The organism is Microvirgula sp. AG722, assembly GCF_003269145.1.
In the GTDB taxonomy this organism is placed as follows: Bacteria; Pseudomonadota; Gammaproteobacteria; order Burkholderiales; family Aquaspirillaceae; genus Microvirgula; species Microvirgula aerodenitrificans.
This window is the reverse complement of the sequence record NZ_QLTJ01000001.1, coordinates 101978-116171: the sequence shown is the minus strand read 5'-3', so window position 1 is coordinate 116171 and position 14194 is coordinate 101978. Positions and strand designations below refer to the sequence as shown.

General features: G+C 63.3%; 11 protein-coding genes. 9 read left to right on the top strand and 2 right to left on the bottom strand.

Annotated features, from left to right (window positions below; translation table 11 throughout):
* Positions 1-108: 108 nt before the first annotated feature.
* The 6 genes from DFO50_RS00515 (at position 109) to DFO50_RS00490 (ending at position 7115) form a co-directional block, all read left to right on the top strand.
* On the top strand, positions 109-1380 hold the full coding sequence (locus DFO50_RS00515; protein ID WP_112691904.1) for a Fic family protein: 1272 nt from the start codon (positions 109-111) through the stop codon (positions 1378-1380).
* 190 nt (positions 1381-1570) lie between these two features.
* Positions 1571-2662: an ABC transporter ATP-binding protein gene (locus DFO50_RS00510; RefSeq protein WP_036385064.1), complete on the top strand. Its 1092-nt coding sequence runs from the start codon at positions 1571-1573 to the stop codon at positions 2660-2662.
* Between the two features lie 3 nt (positions 2663-2665).
* Positions 2666-3595: an ABC transporter permease gene (locus DFO50_RS00505; RefSeq protein ID WP_028497946.1), complete on the top strand. Its 930-nt coding sequence runs from the start codon at positions 2666-2668 to the stop codon at positions 3593-3595.
* Positions 3588-4367, top strand: coding sequence for an ABC transporter permease (locus DFO50_RS00500; protein ID WP_051528625.1), 780 nt, complete (start codon positions 3588-3590; stop codon positions 4365-4367). Before DFO50_RS00505 ends, DFO50_RS00500 begins: the two co-directional genes overlap by 8 nt.
* A gap of 229 nt (positions 4368-4596) precedes the next feature.
* Positions 4597-5664 (top strand): PotD/PotF family extracellular solute-binding protein, encoded by a 1068-nt coding sequence (locus DFO50_RS00495; RefSeq protein WP_028497944.1) that lies wholly within the window; start codon positions 4597-4599, stop codon positions 5662-5664.
* A 191-nt stretch (positions 5665-5855) separates the two neighbouring features.
* Positions 5856-7115 (top strand): dicarboxylate/amino acid:cation symporter, encoded by a 1260-nt coding sequence (locus DFO50_RS00490; RefSeq protein WP_112691903.1) that lies wholly within the window; start codon positions 5856-5858, stop codon positions 7113-7115.
* Positions 7116-7125: 10 nt separating this feature from the next.
* Here the strand turns inward: DFO50_RS00490 and trpS are convergent, their stop codons facing one another.
* Both trpS and DFO50_RS00480 read right to left on the bottom strand, forming a co-directional pair.
* Entirely contained in the window at positions 7126-8133 is a 1008-nt protein-coding gene (gene trpS / locus DFO50_RS00485; protein ID WP_112691902.1) for a tryptophan--tRNA ligase, read from the bottom strand.
* Positions 8134-8323: 190 nt separating this feature from the next.
* Positions 8324-9148 (bottom strand): pyruvate, water dikinase regulatory protein, encoded by an 825-nt coding sequence (locus DFO50_RS00480; RefSeq protein ID WP_028497941.1) that lies wholly within the window; start codon positions 9146-9148, stop codon positions 8324-8326.
* Between the two features lie 233 nt (positions 9149-9381).
* Here DFO50_RS00480 and ppsA point away from each other — a divergent pair, with 233 nt between their 5' ends.
* From ppsA to DFO50_RS00465, 3 genes are all read left to right on the top strand, one after another.
* Entirely contained in the window at positions 9382-11772 is a 2391-nt protein-coding gene (gene ppsA, locus DFO50_RS00475; protein WP_028497940.1) for a phosphoenolpyruvate synthase, read from the top strand.
* Between the two features lie 586 nt (positions 11773-12358).
* Positions 12359-12796 carry a hypothetical protein gene (locus DFO50_RS00470; RefSeq protein WP_028497939.1) on the top strand — a complete coding sequence of 146 codons (438 nt, stop codon included), beginning with the start codon at positions 12359-12361 and terminating at the stop codon, positions 12794-12796.
* Positions 12797-12878: 82 nt separating this feature from the next.
* Positions 12879-14180 (top strand): ferric reductase-like transmembrane domain-containing protein, encoded by a 1302-nt coding sequence (locus DFO50_RS00465; protein ID WP_107888763.1) that lies wholly within the window; start codon positions 12879-12881, stop codon positions 14178-14180.
* Positions 14181-14194 lie beyond the last annotated feature (14 nt).

Here is a 14194-nt window from a genome sequence, read left to right as displayed (position 1 = left end):
GGCAATCTGCGCTCAATTTTCGCTCAGGTTTGCAGCAATTTTTTGTTTTTCATGCTTTCTGGTTTAGGATGGGGGTCGCGCCGGTTTTGCATCATTTTCGAGTGAATAATGGCCAAGGCCCATCTCCGTAACACGATCCTCGGTCTGCTGCACCAGTTGGCGTCGGCAGGCCATCCCGATGTCACGCCCCGGGAAATCGTTTTCCAGGTCGGCGCATCCGCCGCGACGGTTCGCCGCTATCTCGACCGCCTGGTCGACGAGGGCCTGGTCGAACGGCACGGGCGGACTGCGGCGACCCGCTACCGCCTGCCGGCATCGCCCGGTGCGCGCGCTCCGGTCGCCTTCCAGCGGCGCTTTATCGACGACTACCAGCCTAACCAGACCTTCCTGCTGCCGGAAAGCCTGGCCGGCACCCTGTACGACGAGGCGAGACTGACGGGGCGGCAGCCGGCCGGCACCTATGCCAGCGCCGTGCTCGGTCCGCTGCTGACCGATCTGTCCTGCTCGTCATCCCGGCTCGATGGCGGTCGGCACACGCTGCCGGCCACGGAGGCGCTGTTCCGGGCGGTCCGGCCCGACGTGCTGGATCGCGACACGATCATGCTGCTCAACCACAAGGCGGCCATCGAGTTCCTGGTCGACAGCGTCCCGCGCTACGGCATGACCACGCTGGTGGTGCGCAATCTGCACGCGGTACTGATGCAGGGGCTGCTGGCCGACGAGGACGGGCTCGGCACGATTCGCGAGAAAGTGATCTGCATCGGCGATAGCGTGTACATTCCGTCGCATGCGCCGCTGCTGCTCGGCGAGATGTTCGAGCAGATCCTGGAAAAGGCGCGGCGTACCCGCAACCCGGTGGAAGCCGCCTTTTTCCTCTGGGTGTCGCTGGCCTATCTGCTGCCGTTCGAGGATGGCAACGAGCGTACCAGCCGGCTGGCCGCCAATATCCCGCTGATGCTGTGCAACTGTGCGCCGCAGGCGTTTCTGGACGTGGCCCCGCATGACTACGCGCAGGCGATGGTGGCGATCCGCGAGCAGCAGGACCCGTCCGCCGCTGGCGAGCTGTTCACCCGCAGTTATCGTCGTTCGATTCGCAAGTATGCGGCCCTGATGGCTGCCATCGGCCAGCCGGACCCGTTCCGGGCCGGGTACCGCGAGCAGGCCGGCGAGGTCGTGCGCAGGGTGGTGCGCGACCGCGTTGCGCTGTCGCAGGCGGTGGACGAGGTGGCGGTGCCGGCGCAGGACCGTGCGGCGTTCGAGCGGATGGCGCGCGCGGACCTGGAGCGGCTGGGCGAGCACAACTGTGCACTGTACCGGCTGACCATGCGCCAGGCCGGTGGCTGGATCGAGGCGGGCCGGCCGCTGTACGAAAAGGGCTGAGCACGCCGTGCATTTCCGGCCTGCGATTCGTGCTCTGGCGTCGTCCGGCAGGGTGTCGCGGCAGGAAAAATGTGCGAATCCATGGGGTAATGGGAAAATAAAGTGTAAATCAATGGAATTGCAATAAATTTGCGGTTTCATCCGCGGGGGTTTTTGCCTACAATTTCGACCTTTTTGGGCGGGGGAAAACATGGCTCTGCTTGAGATCCGCAACGTCGTCAAACGGTTTGGCGACTTTACTGCAGTCAATGGCGTCAGCATCTCGGTGGAAGCGGGCGAATTCTTCACGCTGCTGGGTCCGTCGGGATGTGGCAAGACCACCTTGCTGAGGATGCTCGCGGGCTTTGAACAACCCGATGCCGGGCAGATCCTGCTCGACGGCCAGGATGTGTCGACCGTGCCGCCGGAAAAGCGCCCGGTGCATACCGTGTTCCAGAGTTATGCGCTGTTTCCGCACATGACGGTGCGCGACAACATCGCCTTTCCGCTCAAGATGGCCAAGTGGCCGGCCGACAAGCTGCAGGCCCAGGTCGACGAACTGCTGGAGGACGTGCGCCTGACCCAGTTTGGTGCCCGTTTCCCGCACGAGCTGTCCGGTGGCCAGCGTCAGCGCGTGGCGATCGCCCGTGCCCTGGTCGACCGTCCGCGCCTGCTGCTGCTCGACGAGCCGCTGTCCGCACTGGACGCCAAGCTGCGCGAGCAGATGCAGATCGAACTGATCGACCTGCAGAAGGAAGTCGGCGTGACCTTCGTCTACGTGACCCACGATCAGGGCGAGGCGCTGGCGCTGTCGCACCGGATCGCGGTGATGAACGCCGGCAAGGTCGAACAGCTCGACATCCCGGAAACCATCTATTCGTACCCGAACAACCGCTTCGTGGCCGACTTTATCGGTCAGTGCAACGTGCTGGCCAGCGAGATCGTCGCCCTGCACGGTGATGGCACCATGACCATCGCCATCAACGGCTGCGGGGAAATGAAGGCCCTGGCCCGCGACGGTCTGACCGTCGGCCAGAAGGGCTGGTTCTCGATGCGCCCGGAAAAGATCAAGCTCGACCGCGAGCTGCCGGGCGGTGTCGATGGCGAAGCGCACTTCAAGGGCCGCGTGCATGACTGCCTGTATCTTGGCGACGTGACCATCTACATCGTCGAGGTCGGGGATGGCGTGAAGATCGAGGCCATGCTGCCGAACTCGGCACCCGGCCTGGCCAAACTGTTTGATGACGACGATCCGGTCGAGATCACCTGGCGTTACGACGCCGGCAGCTTCCTGGCGGAGTAAGCAATGAACTGGGTTAAAAGGAATCTGGGCAAGTGGCTGCTCAGCTGGCCGCCGCTCGTCTATCTGGTCGTGTTCTTCCTGGTCCCGTCGGTGATCATGGCGCTGGCGGCATTCCGCTGGCCGGGCGACTACGGCGGGCTGTATCCGCTGTGGAGCACGGACGACGCCGGTGTGACCACCGTGCTGATCAACCGCGACAACTGGCACGACTTCTTCACGCTGGACAACTTCAGCCGGCTGTTCGAGGAACCGCTGTATCTGGAGCTGTTCCTGAAATCGGCGCTGTACGCTGCCGTGACCACCGTGGCATGCGTGGTGATCGGTTATCCGCTGTCGTGGCTGATCGCCCGCAGTTCGAAGAAATACCGCGACCTGCTGCTGCTGCTGGTGATCCTGCCGTTCTGGTCGAATTTCTTGATCCGCATCTATGCGTGGATGATCATCCTTGGCCCGTCGTCGGCGTTCACCAAGGCGATCAATGCCGTGCTGGCAGTATTCGGCGCCGGACCGGTGTCGCTGCTGTTCACGCCGTTCGCGGTGATCCTCTGCCTGGTCTACGTGCACCTGCCGTTCATGGTGCTGCCGCTGTACGCGAATCTGGAAAAGCACGACATGGCGCTGCTCGATGCGGCGCAGGATCTGGGGGCGTCGGCCTGGCAGCGCTTCTGGCGCATCACCTGGCCGCTGAGCCTGCCCGGCGTGTATGCCGGCGGGGCGCTGGTGTTCATTCCGGCGCTCGGCATGTTTGCCATTCCGGACATCATTGGCGGTACCGAAGGCATCATGATCGGCAACCTGATCAAGCAGCAGTTCCTGGAAACGCGTGACTGGCCGTTCGGTTCGGTGCTGTCGATCATGCTGACGGTCGGCGTGCTGGTCATCGCCGGGCTGGGCATGGCGGTGGCGCGCGGAGGAAAGAAGAAACATGGCTAGAAAGCAATCGCTATGGCTGTGGGGCGCGGCGTTCGCGGCCTACCTGTTCCTGTACCTGCCACTGGTGATCGTGGTCGTGTATTCGTTCAACGACTCCAAGCTCAATGCGGAGTGGGTCGGCTTCACTACCAAGTGGTACGTGATGCTGCTCGAGGACGCGGCCATGCTGAAGGCGGCCGGCAACTCGCTGATGATCGGTCTGGTGTCGAGCTTCTTCGCCACCATTTTCGGCACGCTGGCCGGCATCGCCATGCATCGCTTCAGGTTGCGGCTGCTGCCGTTCCTGGTGCTGACGCCGATTGCGATTCCCGAGCTGCTGACTGGCGTGTCGCTGCTGATCTTCTTCGTGCTGATCAACATGACACTGGGCCTGGTGTCGATCATCATTGCCCACGTGGCGTTCAGCATCGGCTTTGTCGCCATCGTGGTGCGGGCGCGGATGCAGGGCATGGATGACAGCCTGGTCGAAGCCGCACGCGACCTCGGCGCGTCGCCGTGGCAGGCGTTCCGGCTGATCACGCTGCCGCAGATCCTGCCCGGCATCATCGCCGGTGCGCTGATGGCGTTCACGCTGTCGATCGACGACTTCGTCATCACCTTCTTTGTAGCCGGGGTCGGTGCCTCGACGCTGCCGCTGCAGATCTACTCGATGATCAAGATTGCCGTGACGCCGGAAGTGAACGCGATCAGCACGCTGCTGATGCTGCTGACGCTGGCGCTGATTGCAATTGCGACCAAACTGTCTCCGTCGGCCATGAAGACCAACGCCTGACGGATGACGATTCGGCCCCGCTGCGGGCCGGTGCAGTACACGGGGTGGCCAGACAGGACACCCCGTTTTCAAGGGCCGCTACAAACGCGAGCGTCGGGAAACCGGTGATCGTCACAACAAGCCGCTTCGCCCCTGACGGGCGCGGGGTGAAAAAGGCCCGCTGTCGCCCCGTGCGGCGGCCACGACGCCGCGCGGTTTTCCTTCCACCCAATGCAAGGGGGAAATGTACATGTGGAAAAAATTGGTGATGGCCGCGTCGCTCGCGGCAAGCTCGACTGCTTTTGCCGCGAACGAACTGCATCTCTACAACTGGAACAACTACCTGTCCGATGCGACGGCGAAGCGTTTCGAGGCGTCGTGCAAGTGCAAGCTGGTGCAGGACTACTACGGCGACAATGAAGAAATGCTCGCCAAGCTCGCCGCCGGCGCCAAGGGCTACGACCTGGTCGTGCCGACCGGCTTCGCGGTGCAGACGCTGATCGGCAAGGGAGCGGCGCAACCGCTCGACCGTGCGCAGATCAGCAACTTCAAGAACCTGAACCCGGGTTACCTGGGCGGCTTCTTCGATCCGAAGAACCAGTACTCGATCCCGTACGCAGTGACGACCACGGTGCTCGGCTACAACGAAACCGCGCTGAAGAAGGCTGGCGTGGCCGACAAGGTCAACAGCTGGGCGCTGATTTTCGATCCGGCGGTGCTGGCGAAGATCAAGGGCAAGGTCATCGTGCTCGATTCGCAGCGCGAACTGATGGCTGCTGCGCTGATGTATCTCGGCAAGTCGGCCAACTCGGCCGATCCGAAGGACTGGGCCGCTGCCCGCAACGTGATCCTGAAGGCGAAGCCGTACTGGGCCGCGTTCAACAACCAGAGTTATATCAAGGAACTGACGGTTGGCAACATGTGGGTCGCGCTCGGCTACTCGAACGACCTGTACCAGGCGGAACAGGATGCGCTGAAGGCCCGGCGCCCGTTCAAGATCGGCTTCGGTCTGCAGAAGGAAGGCAACACGATGTCGATCGACAACTTCGTGGTGCTGAAGGACGCGCCGCGCAAGGACCTGGCGTACAAGTTCATCAACTTCATGCTGGAAGGCAAGAACGGCGCCGAGCTGTCGAACGAGATGGGCACCGGTTCGCCGAACCAGGCAGCGATGGCCTATGTGAAGAAGGACCTGGCGAAAACCGCGGCCATCTTCCCGGACAAGGCATCGCTGGGGCGCCTGCAGCAGCTGAAGGACCTGAACACCAAGCAGCGTCGCGACCTGAACCGCATGTGGTCGGAGATCAAGCTGAAGTAGGACCGGTCAGCCGGGCGGGTTCGACCCGCTCCTGCACACAAGGGAGGCTTCGGCCTCCTTTTTTGTATTGATTCGGTGCAAATTCGTTAAAAAATGCGCGAATGCAATAAATTAAACTGTTGTTGTTTGACTTGGCGATGTTTTTGACCAAAGAATTACCGGTTGTTCGCAATTGATACTTCCGGAGGCAGATGGTCGCGCGTATCCCCTTTCCGCTGCAGATGTGGCACAAGATCCTGATCGGGCTGCTGCTGGGCGTTCTGGCCGGCCTGGCGCTGGGCGAGTCGGCCCGGCTGTTGCAGCCGGTCGGCACGATATTCATCACCCTGATCCGCATGGTGGTGATGCCGGTCATTTTCGTCTCGCTGGTTTGTGGCGTGACGGCGATGAAGAATGTGCGCCAGATGGGGCGCGTGGCCGGCAAGACCCTGTTCCTGTACATGCTGACCATGGCGTTCGCGGCCAGCAGTTCAATGCTGCTGGCCGATCTGCTCAATATCGGCGCCGGGCTGAACTACAGCCTCGGCAGCACGGCCGGCAGCGTACCGACGCCGCCGTCGATGCTCGACACGATGCTGAACCTGTTTCCGGCCAACCCGTTCAAGTCCTTCGTCGACGGCAATGTGCTGCAGGTGATCGTGTTTGCGCTGTTCTTCGGCATGGCGATCAACCTGTCCGGCGAGACGGGGGAGCCGGTCCGGCGCCTGTTCGATTCGCTGAACCAGGTCGTGTTCCGGCTGATCAGCATGGTGCTCGCGTTTGCGCCCTACGGCGTCTTCGCGCTGATGGCCTATGTGACCGCGGACAACGGCTTTGCCGTCATCGAACAACTGGCGGCCCTGGTCGGCTCGATCTGGCTGTCCTGCCTGTTGCTGCTGACGGTGTGCTACAGCCTGCTGCTGATGCTGGCCGGACTGCGGCCCTGGCCGTTCCTGAAGAAAATGCTGCCGGTGCAGCTGTTCGCCTTCTCGACCACCAGTTCGAACGCGACCCTGCCGCTGGCGCTGGACACGGCGGAAAGGCGGCTCGGCGTCCACAACAGCATTGCGTCCTTCGTGCTGCCGCTGGGGGCGACCATCAACATGAACGGGCTGGCGACCTATCTGGGGGCGGTGGCGATTTTTGCCGCCAATGCCTACGGGATCGAGTTGAGTCTGATGCAGAAGGTGACCGTGGTGCTGACCACCACCCTGTCGGCCATCGGTGCGGCCGGCGTGCCCGGCACCGGGCTGGTGGTGATGAGCATGGTTCTGGGCTCGGTGGGGCTGCCGCTGGAAGTCATCGCCGCCATTGCGGCCGTCGACCGCATCATCGACATGGCCAATACCCCGACCAATGTTTCCGGCGATACCCTGGCCGCGGTGCTGGTCGCCCGCAGCGAGGGTGAACTGGATCTGGCGGTGTATGACAGCCCGACCGGCGCCGTGGCGCCGGTCACTGCAAAGGGCTGAAAGCGCTGGCTCAGAAGTAGTTGAGTCCCATGGCGCGCTTGACGTCGCCCAGCGTCTGCGCGGCGGCCTCGCGGGCGCGGGCGGTGCCGTCCTTGAGGATGGCCATCACCTGGGCCGGGTCGCGCGCATAGTCTTCGCGGCGGGTGCGGATCGGTTCCAGCAGTGCCTGCAGGCGGGCTTCGAGCTGTTTCTTGATCACCATGTCGCCCAGGCCGCCGCGACGGTAGCGTGCCTTCAGGTCCTCGACCATGGCCGTGTCCGGTTCGAACGCGTCCAGATAGGTGAACACCACATTGCCCTCGACCTGGCCCGGGTCTTCGACCCGCAGGTGATTGGGGTCGGTGTACATCATCTTCACAGCCTGGCGGATCGCATCCGGGCTGGCACCGAGCGGCAGTGCATTGCCGAGCGATTTGCTCATCTTGGCCTTGCCGTCGAAGCCGGGCAGGCGGCCGACCTTGGGCACCACGGCCTTGCACTCGACCAGGATTTCCTGGCCGACACTGGCATTGAAGCGGCGCACGATTTCATTGGTCTGCTCGATCATCGGGATCTGGTCCTCGCCGACCGGCACCACGGTGGCCCTGAACGCCGTGATGTCTGCGGCCTGTGCCGCCGGGTAGGTAAGGAAGCCGGCCGGGATGTCGCGCTCGAAGCCGCGCAGGCGGATTTCGTCCTTGATGGTCGGATTGCGTTCGAGACGGGCGACGGTCACCAGATTCAGGTAGTACGACGCGAGCTCGGACAGCTCGGGCACCAGACTCTGGATGAAGATCGTGCTTTTGGCCGGGTCGATGCCGACGGCGAGGTAGTCGAGTGCGACCTGCAGCACGTTGTCGCGCACTTTCAGGTAGTTGCCCATGTTGTCGGTCAGCGCCTGCGCGTCGGCCAGCAGCAGGAACTGGCGATGGCTGTCCTGCAGTGCGACGCGGTTGACCAGTGAGCCGATGTAGTGGCCGAGGTGCAGCGGGCCGGTGGTCCGGTCACCGGTCAGGACGATGGGGCGGGAATCTGTCATGGGCTTGCTCCGGGTAGAAAGGGGGAGCCGCCGCGAGAGGGGGAAAAAACAATGCCGCCTTTCGCGGCGGCATGGTTTTTGATGCACGAAAACGCACGCCGCTGTCAGGGACGGCGCCACCAATGGAACGTGCGTTGCAATGCGGTAGTCATGACCGCATCGTCGCGCCCGCCGCCCGGCTTGTCAACCGTCAGAAACGACGGGAGATGCCGGTCTTGTGCAGAATGGTGCTGGCGATCTCCTCGATCGACTTGTGCGTGGTGCTGATGAACGGCACGCCATGGTGGCGGAACATCGACTCGGCCTCGTTGACTTCGCGCCGGCAGTTGTCGATCGACGCATAGCGGCTGTCAGGCCGGCGTTCGCTGCGGATGTGGTGCAGGCGCTGCGGATCGATGGTCAGGCCGAAGATCTTCTGCTTGAACGGCAGCAGGATGCGCGGCAGCGTCGGGCTGTCCAGGTCTTCCGGCGTCAGCGGGTAGTTGGCGGCCTTGACGCCGTACTGCAGCGCCAGATACAGGCAGGTCGGGGTCTTGCCCGAACGCGACACGCCGACCAGGATCACGTCGGCCTCGTCGAGGTCCTTGAGCTTGACGCCGTCGTCGTGGTTCAGCGAGAAATTCACTGCCTCGATGCGGTGGTCGTACTGCTCGTTGTCGACGATGCCGTGGCTCTTGCCGACCGTCTGCGTGGCCTTGTGACCCAGCTCGGTTTCCAGCAGACCGATGAACGAGTCGAAGAAATCGATGACCAGCGCGCTGTCCTCGACGTGCAGCGAACTGCGCACCTTGGCATTGACCACCGAGATGAACACGATCGGCTGGTGCTGGTCGCTCTCCGCCCGTGCGCAGATATGGCGGGCGACTTCTTCGGCTTTTTCTATCGTGTCGATGAACGGTATGGTCTCGCGCTTGAACTCCAGCATGTCGAACTGGGTCAGCAGGGCATTGCCCAGGGACTCCGCGGTGATACCGGTCCGGTCGGAGATGAAGAAGGCGGAACGACGGTGCGGCATGGAAACAATCTCCGTGTGGCGATGGTCGGGAGTATAACGAACGCCGTGCGCCGCGAAACGCTAGCGATGCATGTTGCCGGCGGCGGTCAGAACGTCGTCATTGTGCTGGGCCGGACTGTACGCCTGTCGCCGCGAACGTGCTGCGCTGCGGCAGAGCAATATTTTTTTTGTCATCTTTCGGCTAGAATCCGGCCTTTACCGATTCCCACCCCTCCCAACAGGAATTTTCAGTAATGGCAGAGAATTACGTTGTCTGGTTCGACAAGCTGCGCATGACCGACGTCGAACACGTTGGCGGCAAGAACGCGTCGCTTGGCGAGATGATCAGCCAACTGGCGGAGTCCGGCGTGCGTGTCCCCGGTGGTTTTGCGACGACCGCACAGGCCTATCGCGATTTCCTCGCCCATAACGGCCTGTCCGATCGCATCAATGAGACGCTGGCCAAACTGGATGTGGATGATGTGACCGAGCTCGCCCGCGTTGGCAAGCAGATCCGTCAGCTCATCGTCGACACCCCGTTCCCTGCCAAGCTGGAAGACGAGATCCGGGCCGCCTACGAAAAGATGCTGGCAGATGCCGGCAGCGACATCTCGGTCGCTGTCCGCTCGTCGGCGACTGCCGAGGATTTGCCTGACGCTTCGTTTGCCGGTCAGCAGGAAACCTTCCTCAACATCCGTGGCTTCGAACACGTGATGGACGCCATCAAGCATGTGTTCGCGTCGCTGTACAACGACCGTGCCATCTCGTATCGCGTCCACAAGGGCTTTGCCCACGACGTGGTCGCGCTGTCGGCCGGCATTCAGCGCATGGTCCGTTCGGACTGTGGCGCCGCCGGCGTGATGTTCACCATCGACACCGAATCGGGCTTCGAGGACGTCGTGTTCGTCACGTCGTCGTACGGCCTGGGCGAAACCGTGGTGCAGGGCGCCGTGAACCCGGACGAGTTCTACGTGCACAAGCCGACGCTGCGCGCCGGCCGCCCGGCCATCCTGCGCAAGAACCGCGGCTCCAAGCTGATCAAGATGGAATTCACCGATGCGTCGCAGGCCGGCCGTTCGGTGCGCACCATTGATGTCGATCCGGCACAGAGTGCGGTGTTCTCGCTGGAAGATGCCGAGATCGAAGAACTCGCCCGTTACGCGCTGATCATCGAGAAACACTACGGTCGTCCGATGGACATCGAGTGGGGCCGTGACGGCATCGACGGCAAGCTGTACATCCTGCAGGCCCGTCCGGAAACGGTGAAGTCGCAGGAAGGCCGTGTCGATACGCTGCGCCGCTATCGCCTGAAGAACAAGAGCACCGTGCTGGTCGAAGGCCGCGCCATTGGCCAGAAGGTCGGCCAGGGTGTGGTGCGTCTGGTGCGCGATGCGTCCGAAATGGACAGCGTCAAGGCCGGCGACGTGCTGGTGACCGACATGACCGACCCGGACTGGGAACCGGTCATGAAGCGTGCCGCCGCCATCGTCACCAACCGTGGCGGCCGTACCTGCCACGCGGCGATCATCGCCCGCGAACTCGGCATCCCGGCCGTGGTCGGCTGCGGCGACGCCACCAGCGTGCTGAAGGAAGGCATGAAGGTGACGGTCAGCTGCGCCGAGGGCGACACCGGCAACATCTATGACGGCCTGCTCGACATCGAAATCATCGATCTGGCACTGGATTCGATGCCGAAGAGCCCGGTCAAGATCATGATGAACGTCGGCAACCCGGAACTGGCGTTTGATTTCGCCCAGCTGCCGAACGATGGCGTTGGTCTGGCACGGATGGAATTCATCATCAACCGCCAGATCGGCATCCACCCGAAGGCGCTGCTCGAATTCGACAGCCTGCCGGCTGACCTGAAGGCGACCATCACCGATCGCATCGGCGGTTACGCTGGCCCGGTCGACTTCTATGTCGACAAGATTGCCGAAGGCATCGCCACCATCGCTGCCGCGTTCTACCCGAAGAAGGTGATCGTGCGCATGTCCGACTTCAAGTCGAACGAGTACGCGAACCTGATCGGCGGCAGCCGCTACGAACCGCATGAAGAAAACCCGATGCTGGGCTTCCGCGGTGCCGCACGCTATGTCGCTCCGGAATTCCGCGACTGCTTCGAGCTGGAATGCCGTGCGATCCGCAAGGTGCGCGACGTGATGGGCCTGACCAACGTCGAAGTCATGATCCCGTTCGTTCGCACGCTGAATGAAGCGTCGACCGTGGTCGACATCATGAAGGGCTTCGGCCTTGAGCGTGGCAAGAACGACCTGCGCCTGATCATGATGTGCGAACTGCCGACCAATGCCGTGCTGGCCGAACAGTTCCTCGAGCATTTCGACGGCTTCTCGATCGGCTCGAACGACATGACCCAGCTGACGCTGGGCGTGGACCGCGACTCCGGTGGCCCGATTGCGTCGACCTTCGACGAACGTGACCCGGCAGTGAAGGCCATGTTGTCGATGGCAATCCGCACCTGCAACAAGCTGGACAAGTATGTCGGCATCTGCGGTCAGGGCCCGTCCGATCACCCGGATCTGGCCAAGTGGCTGATGGATGAAGGCATCCAGACCATCTCGCTGAACCCGGATACCGTGGTTGAAACCTGGCTGTACCTGGCCAGGGAAGCCGCCGCCGGCAAGTAAGGCGGCAGGGCAGTACAGAGAAAGCCTCCGACTGGAGGCTTTCTTCGTTTCAGACTGCTGGCAAAGGTGGGCACCGACGGTCAGCGTGGCGTCGGTACACGCCCGACTGACAGGATCTGTCGTGAGCACGGCAGTCTGCCTGTTTGAATCCTGCCCCTTCCGTCCCCGCCGCTGCGGGGAAACCTCGCTTCGCTCGTCCGTGCTTCGTGGCGAAGGGGAGTGCTTGCAAAGGTGGGTACCGACGGTCAGCGTGGCGTCGGTACACGCCCGACTGACAGGATCTGTCGTGAGCACGGCAGTCTGCCTGTTTGAATCCTGCCCCTTCCGTCCCCGCCGCCGCGGGGAAACCTCGCTTCGCTCGTCCGTGCTTCGTGGCGAAGGGGAGTGCTTGCAAAGGTGGGTACCGACGGTCAGCGTGGCGTCGGTGCACGCCCGACTGACAGGAGCTGTCGTGAGCACGGCAGTCTGCCTGTTTGAATCCTGCCCCTTCTGTCCCCGCCGCTGCGGGGAAACCTCGCTTCGCTCGTCTGCTCTTCGTTTCCCGGCTGTGCGAAAATCCGAGTTTGCTGTCAAACCGGAGCTGTCCATGAAGCCGCTATCGCGAATCTGCCTGTCCCTGACCGTATTGTTGCTGGGCGCCTGCGCCAGCACGCCCGACAGCGGGCCTTCCGCGCAGGTGATGCCGCTGGCGGCGAAGGACATCGATGTCAAGGGTTGCGGGCTGACGCTGACCCAGCCCAAGGGCGGCACGCTGTTCGTGGTCAGCCAGAGCGGGGATGCGCGCATCCGTCTGGGCAAGGAACTGCTGAAGCTGAAGCGCAAGTCGGCTGACGGCGACACGCTGCCGGGTGGTCAGCGCGAACGGCAGTCGTTCGTCGATGCAACCGGCATGGTCAGCGTCCACCTGACGCTGACGCCGACCGGGATCGTCGATGACAAGGCGCGCACGGTCACGGCCAAGGTCGAAGTCGATACCCCGTCCGGCTTCAATCTGCTGGACATGGCAGGTCTGACCGGCTGCTGAGACGGCGCGCGATTAATCCATGGTTAAATCCCCCGCGCGTTAATGTCGGCATCAACAATGAGATGACCGACGGGAGGATCCCATGGGCAAGTGGCTGGCGGGACTGATCGCCATCAGTGTGGCGATGTGGGCGGGCAGTGTGGACTGGTCCGTGCTGATGGCGGCTGATTTCTGGGCCTGGCGCAAGCAGGCGGTGCTGTTGAGCGGACTGGTACTGTTCTCCGCCATGGCCTTCAGCCTGGTGCTGGCCGTGCGTTCGCGCTGGCTCGAGCGCCAGGTCGGCGGGCTGGACCGTATTTACCGGCTGCACAAGTGGACCGGCATCGGCTGTGCCGTGCTGCTGTTCCTGCACTGGGGCGCGGAAAAATTTCCCAAGTGGATGGTGCAGGCCGGCTGGCTGTTCCGTCCGGCGAAAAAGGGCGGCGGTGGCGAACCGGCGCTGCTGCACGAACTGGCCAAGGGCATCGGCGAGTGGGGCCTGTATCTGGTTGCCGCCCTGCTGCTGATCGCGCTGCTGAAGCTGGTGCCGTACCGCTGGTTCCGCTACGTGCACAAGGTGTTTCCGCTGGTGTTCATTGCCTTCGTGCTGCACGGGCTTGAACTGATGCCGTCGGCGTGGTGGAGCCAGCCGGCCGGCCTGTGGACGCTGGCCTGTGCGCTGGCGGGCTCGGTGGCGGCATTGCTGTCGCTGTCCGGCCGTATCGGCCGCCAGCGTCGTCATGCCGGCCAGGTGGTCGCGGTGCGGCATGCCCCGGCGGCCGGCATGCTGGAGGTCGAGGTCGATCTGGACTCGCAGGCATTCGCTCACGCGGCCGGTCAGTTCGCTTTCGTGACCTTCGATCCGGCCGAGGGTGCTCACCCGTTCTCGATTGCATCGGCAACCCGTGAGGACGGCCGGCTGCGCTTCGGCATCAAGGCGCTCGGCGACTACACCGGCACATTGTCGGACCGGATTCGCCCCGGCCAGCCGGTCGAGGTCGAAGGCCCGTATGGCGGCTTCGATTTCAGCGGTCCGGCCCGGCAGGTGTGGGTGGCCGGTGGCGTGGGCATCACGCCGTTCCTGGCACGGCTGGAGGCGCTGTCCCGCGAAGGCGGCAGTCAGGGAGTGGTCGATTTCTACTATTGCTGCCGCAGCCGCGAACAGATGTGGCCGGCGGATCTCGATGCGCGTTGCCGGGCTGCCGGCGTGAACCTGCACCTGTGCATTGCCGGCGACGGTCAGCGGCTGGATGCCACGCATATCGCCAGCGGCTGGCGGGATGGCGAGCGGCCGCCGGTCTGGTTCTGTGGACCGGCCCCGTTTGCCGAGCAGTTGCAGAACGGACTGGCCGCGCTTGGCCTGCCTCCGGCGCATTTCCATCGCGAATTTTTCGCCATGCGCTGACAGGCAGCGGGCGG

Excerpts from the sequence above, each read along its gene's own strand:
- DFO50_RS00515 (WP_112691904.1), top strand. The coding sequence starts at position 109 with ATGGCCAAGGCCCATCTCCGTAACACGATCCTCGGTCTGCTGCACCAG.
- DFO50_RS00510 (WP_036385064.1), top strand. The coding sequence starts at position 1,571 with ATGGCTCTGCTTGAGATCCGCAACGTCGTCAAACGGTTTGGCGACTTT.
- DFO50_RS00505 (WP_028497946.1), top strand. The coding sequence starts at position 2,666 with ATGAACTGGGTTAAAAGGAATCTGGGCAAGTGGCTGCTCAGCTGGCCG.
- DFO50_RS00500 (WP_051528625.1), top strand. The coding sequence starts at position 3,588 with ATGGCTAGAAAGCAATCGCTATGGCTGTGGGGCGCGGCGTTCGCGGCC.
- DFO50_RS00495 (WP_028497944.1), top strand. The coding sequence starts at position 4,597 with ATGTGGAAAAAATTGGTGATGGCCGCGTCGCTCGCGGCAAGCTCGACT.
- DFO50_RS00490 (WP_112691903.1), top strand. The coding sequence starts at position 5,856 with ATGGTCGCGCGTATCCCCTTTCCGCTGCAGATGTGGCACAAGATCCTG.
- trpS (WP_112691902.1), bottom strand. The coding sequence starts at position 8,133 with ATGACAGATTCCCGCCCCATCGTCCTGACCGGTGACCGGACCACCGGC.
- DFO50_RS00480 (WP_028497941.1), bottom strand. The coding sequence starts at position 9,148 with ATGCCGCACCGTCGTTCCGCCTTCTTCATCTCCGACCGGACCGGTATC.
- ppsA (WP_028497940.1), top strand. The coding sequence starts at position 9,382 with ATGGCAGAGAATTACGTTGTCTGGTTCGACAAGCTGCGCATGACCGAC.
- DFO50_RS00470 (WP_028497939.1), top strand. The coding sequence starts at position 12,359 with ATGAAGCCGCTATCGCGAATCTGCCTGTCCCTGACCGTATTGTTGCTG.
- DFO50_RS00465 (WP_107888763.1), top strand. The coding sequence starts at position 12,879 with ATGGGCAAGTGGCTGGCGGGACTGATCGCCATCAGTGTGGCGATGTGG.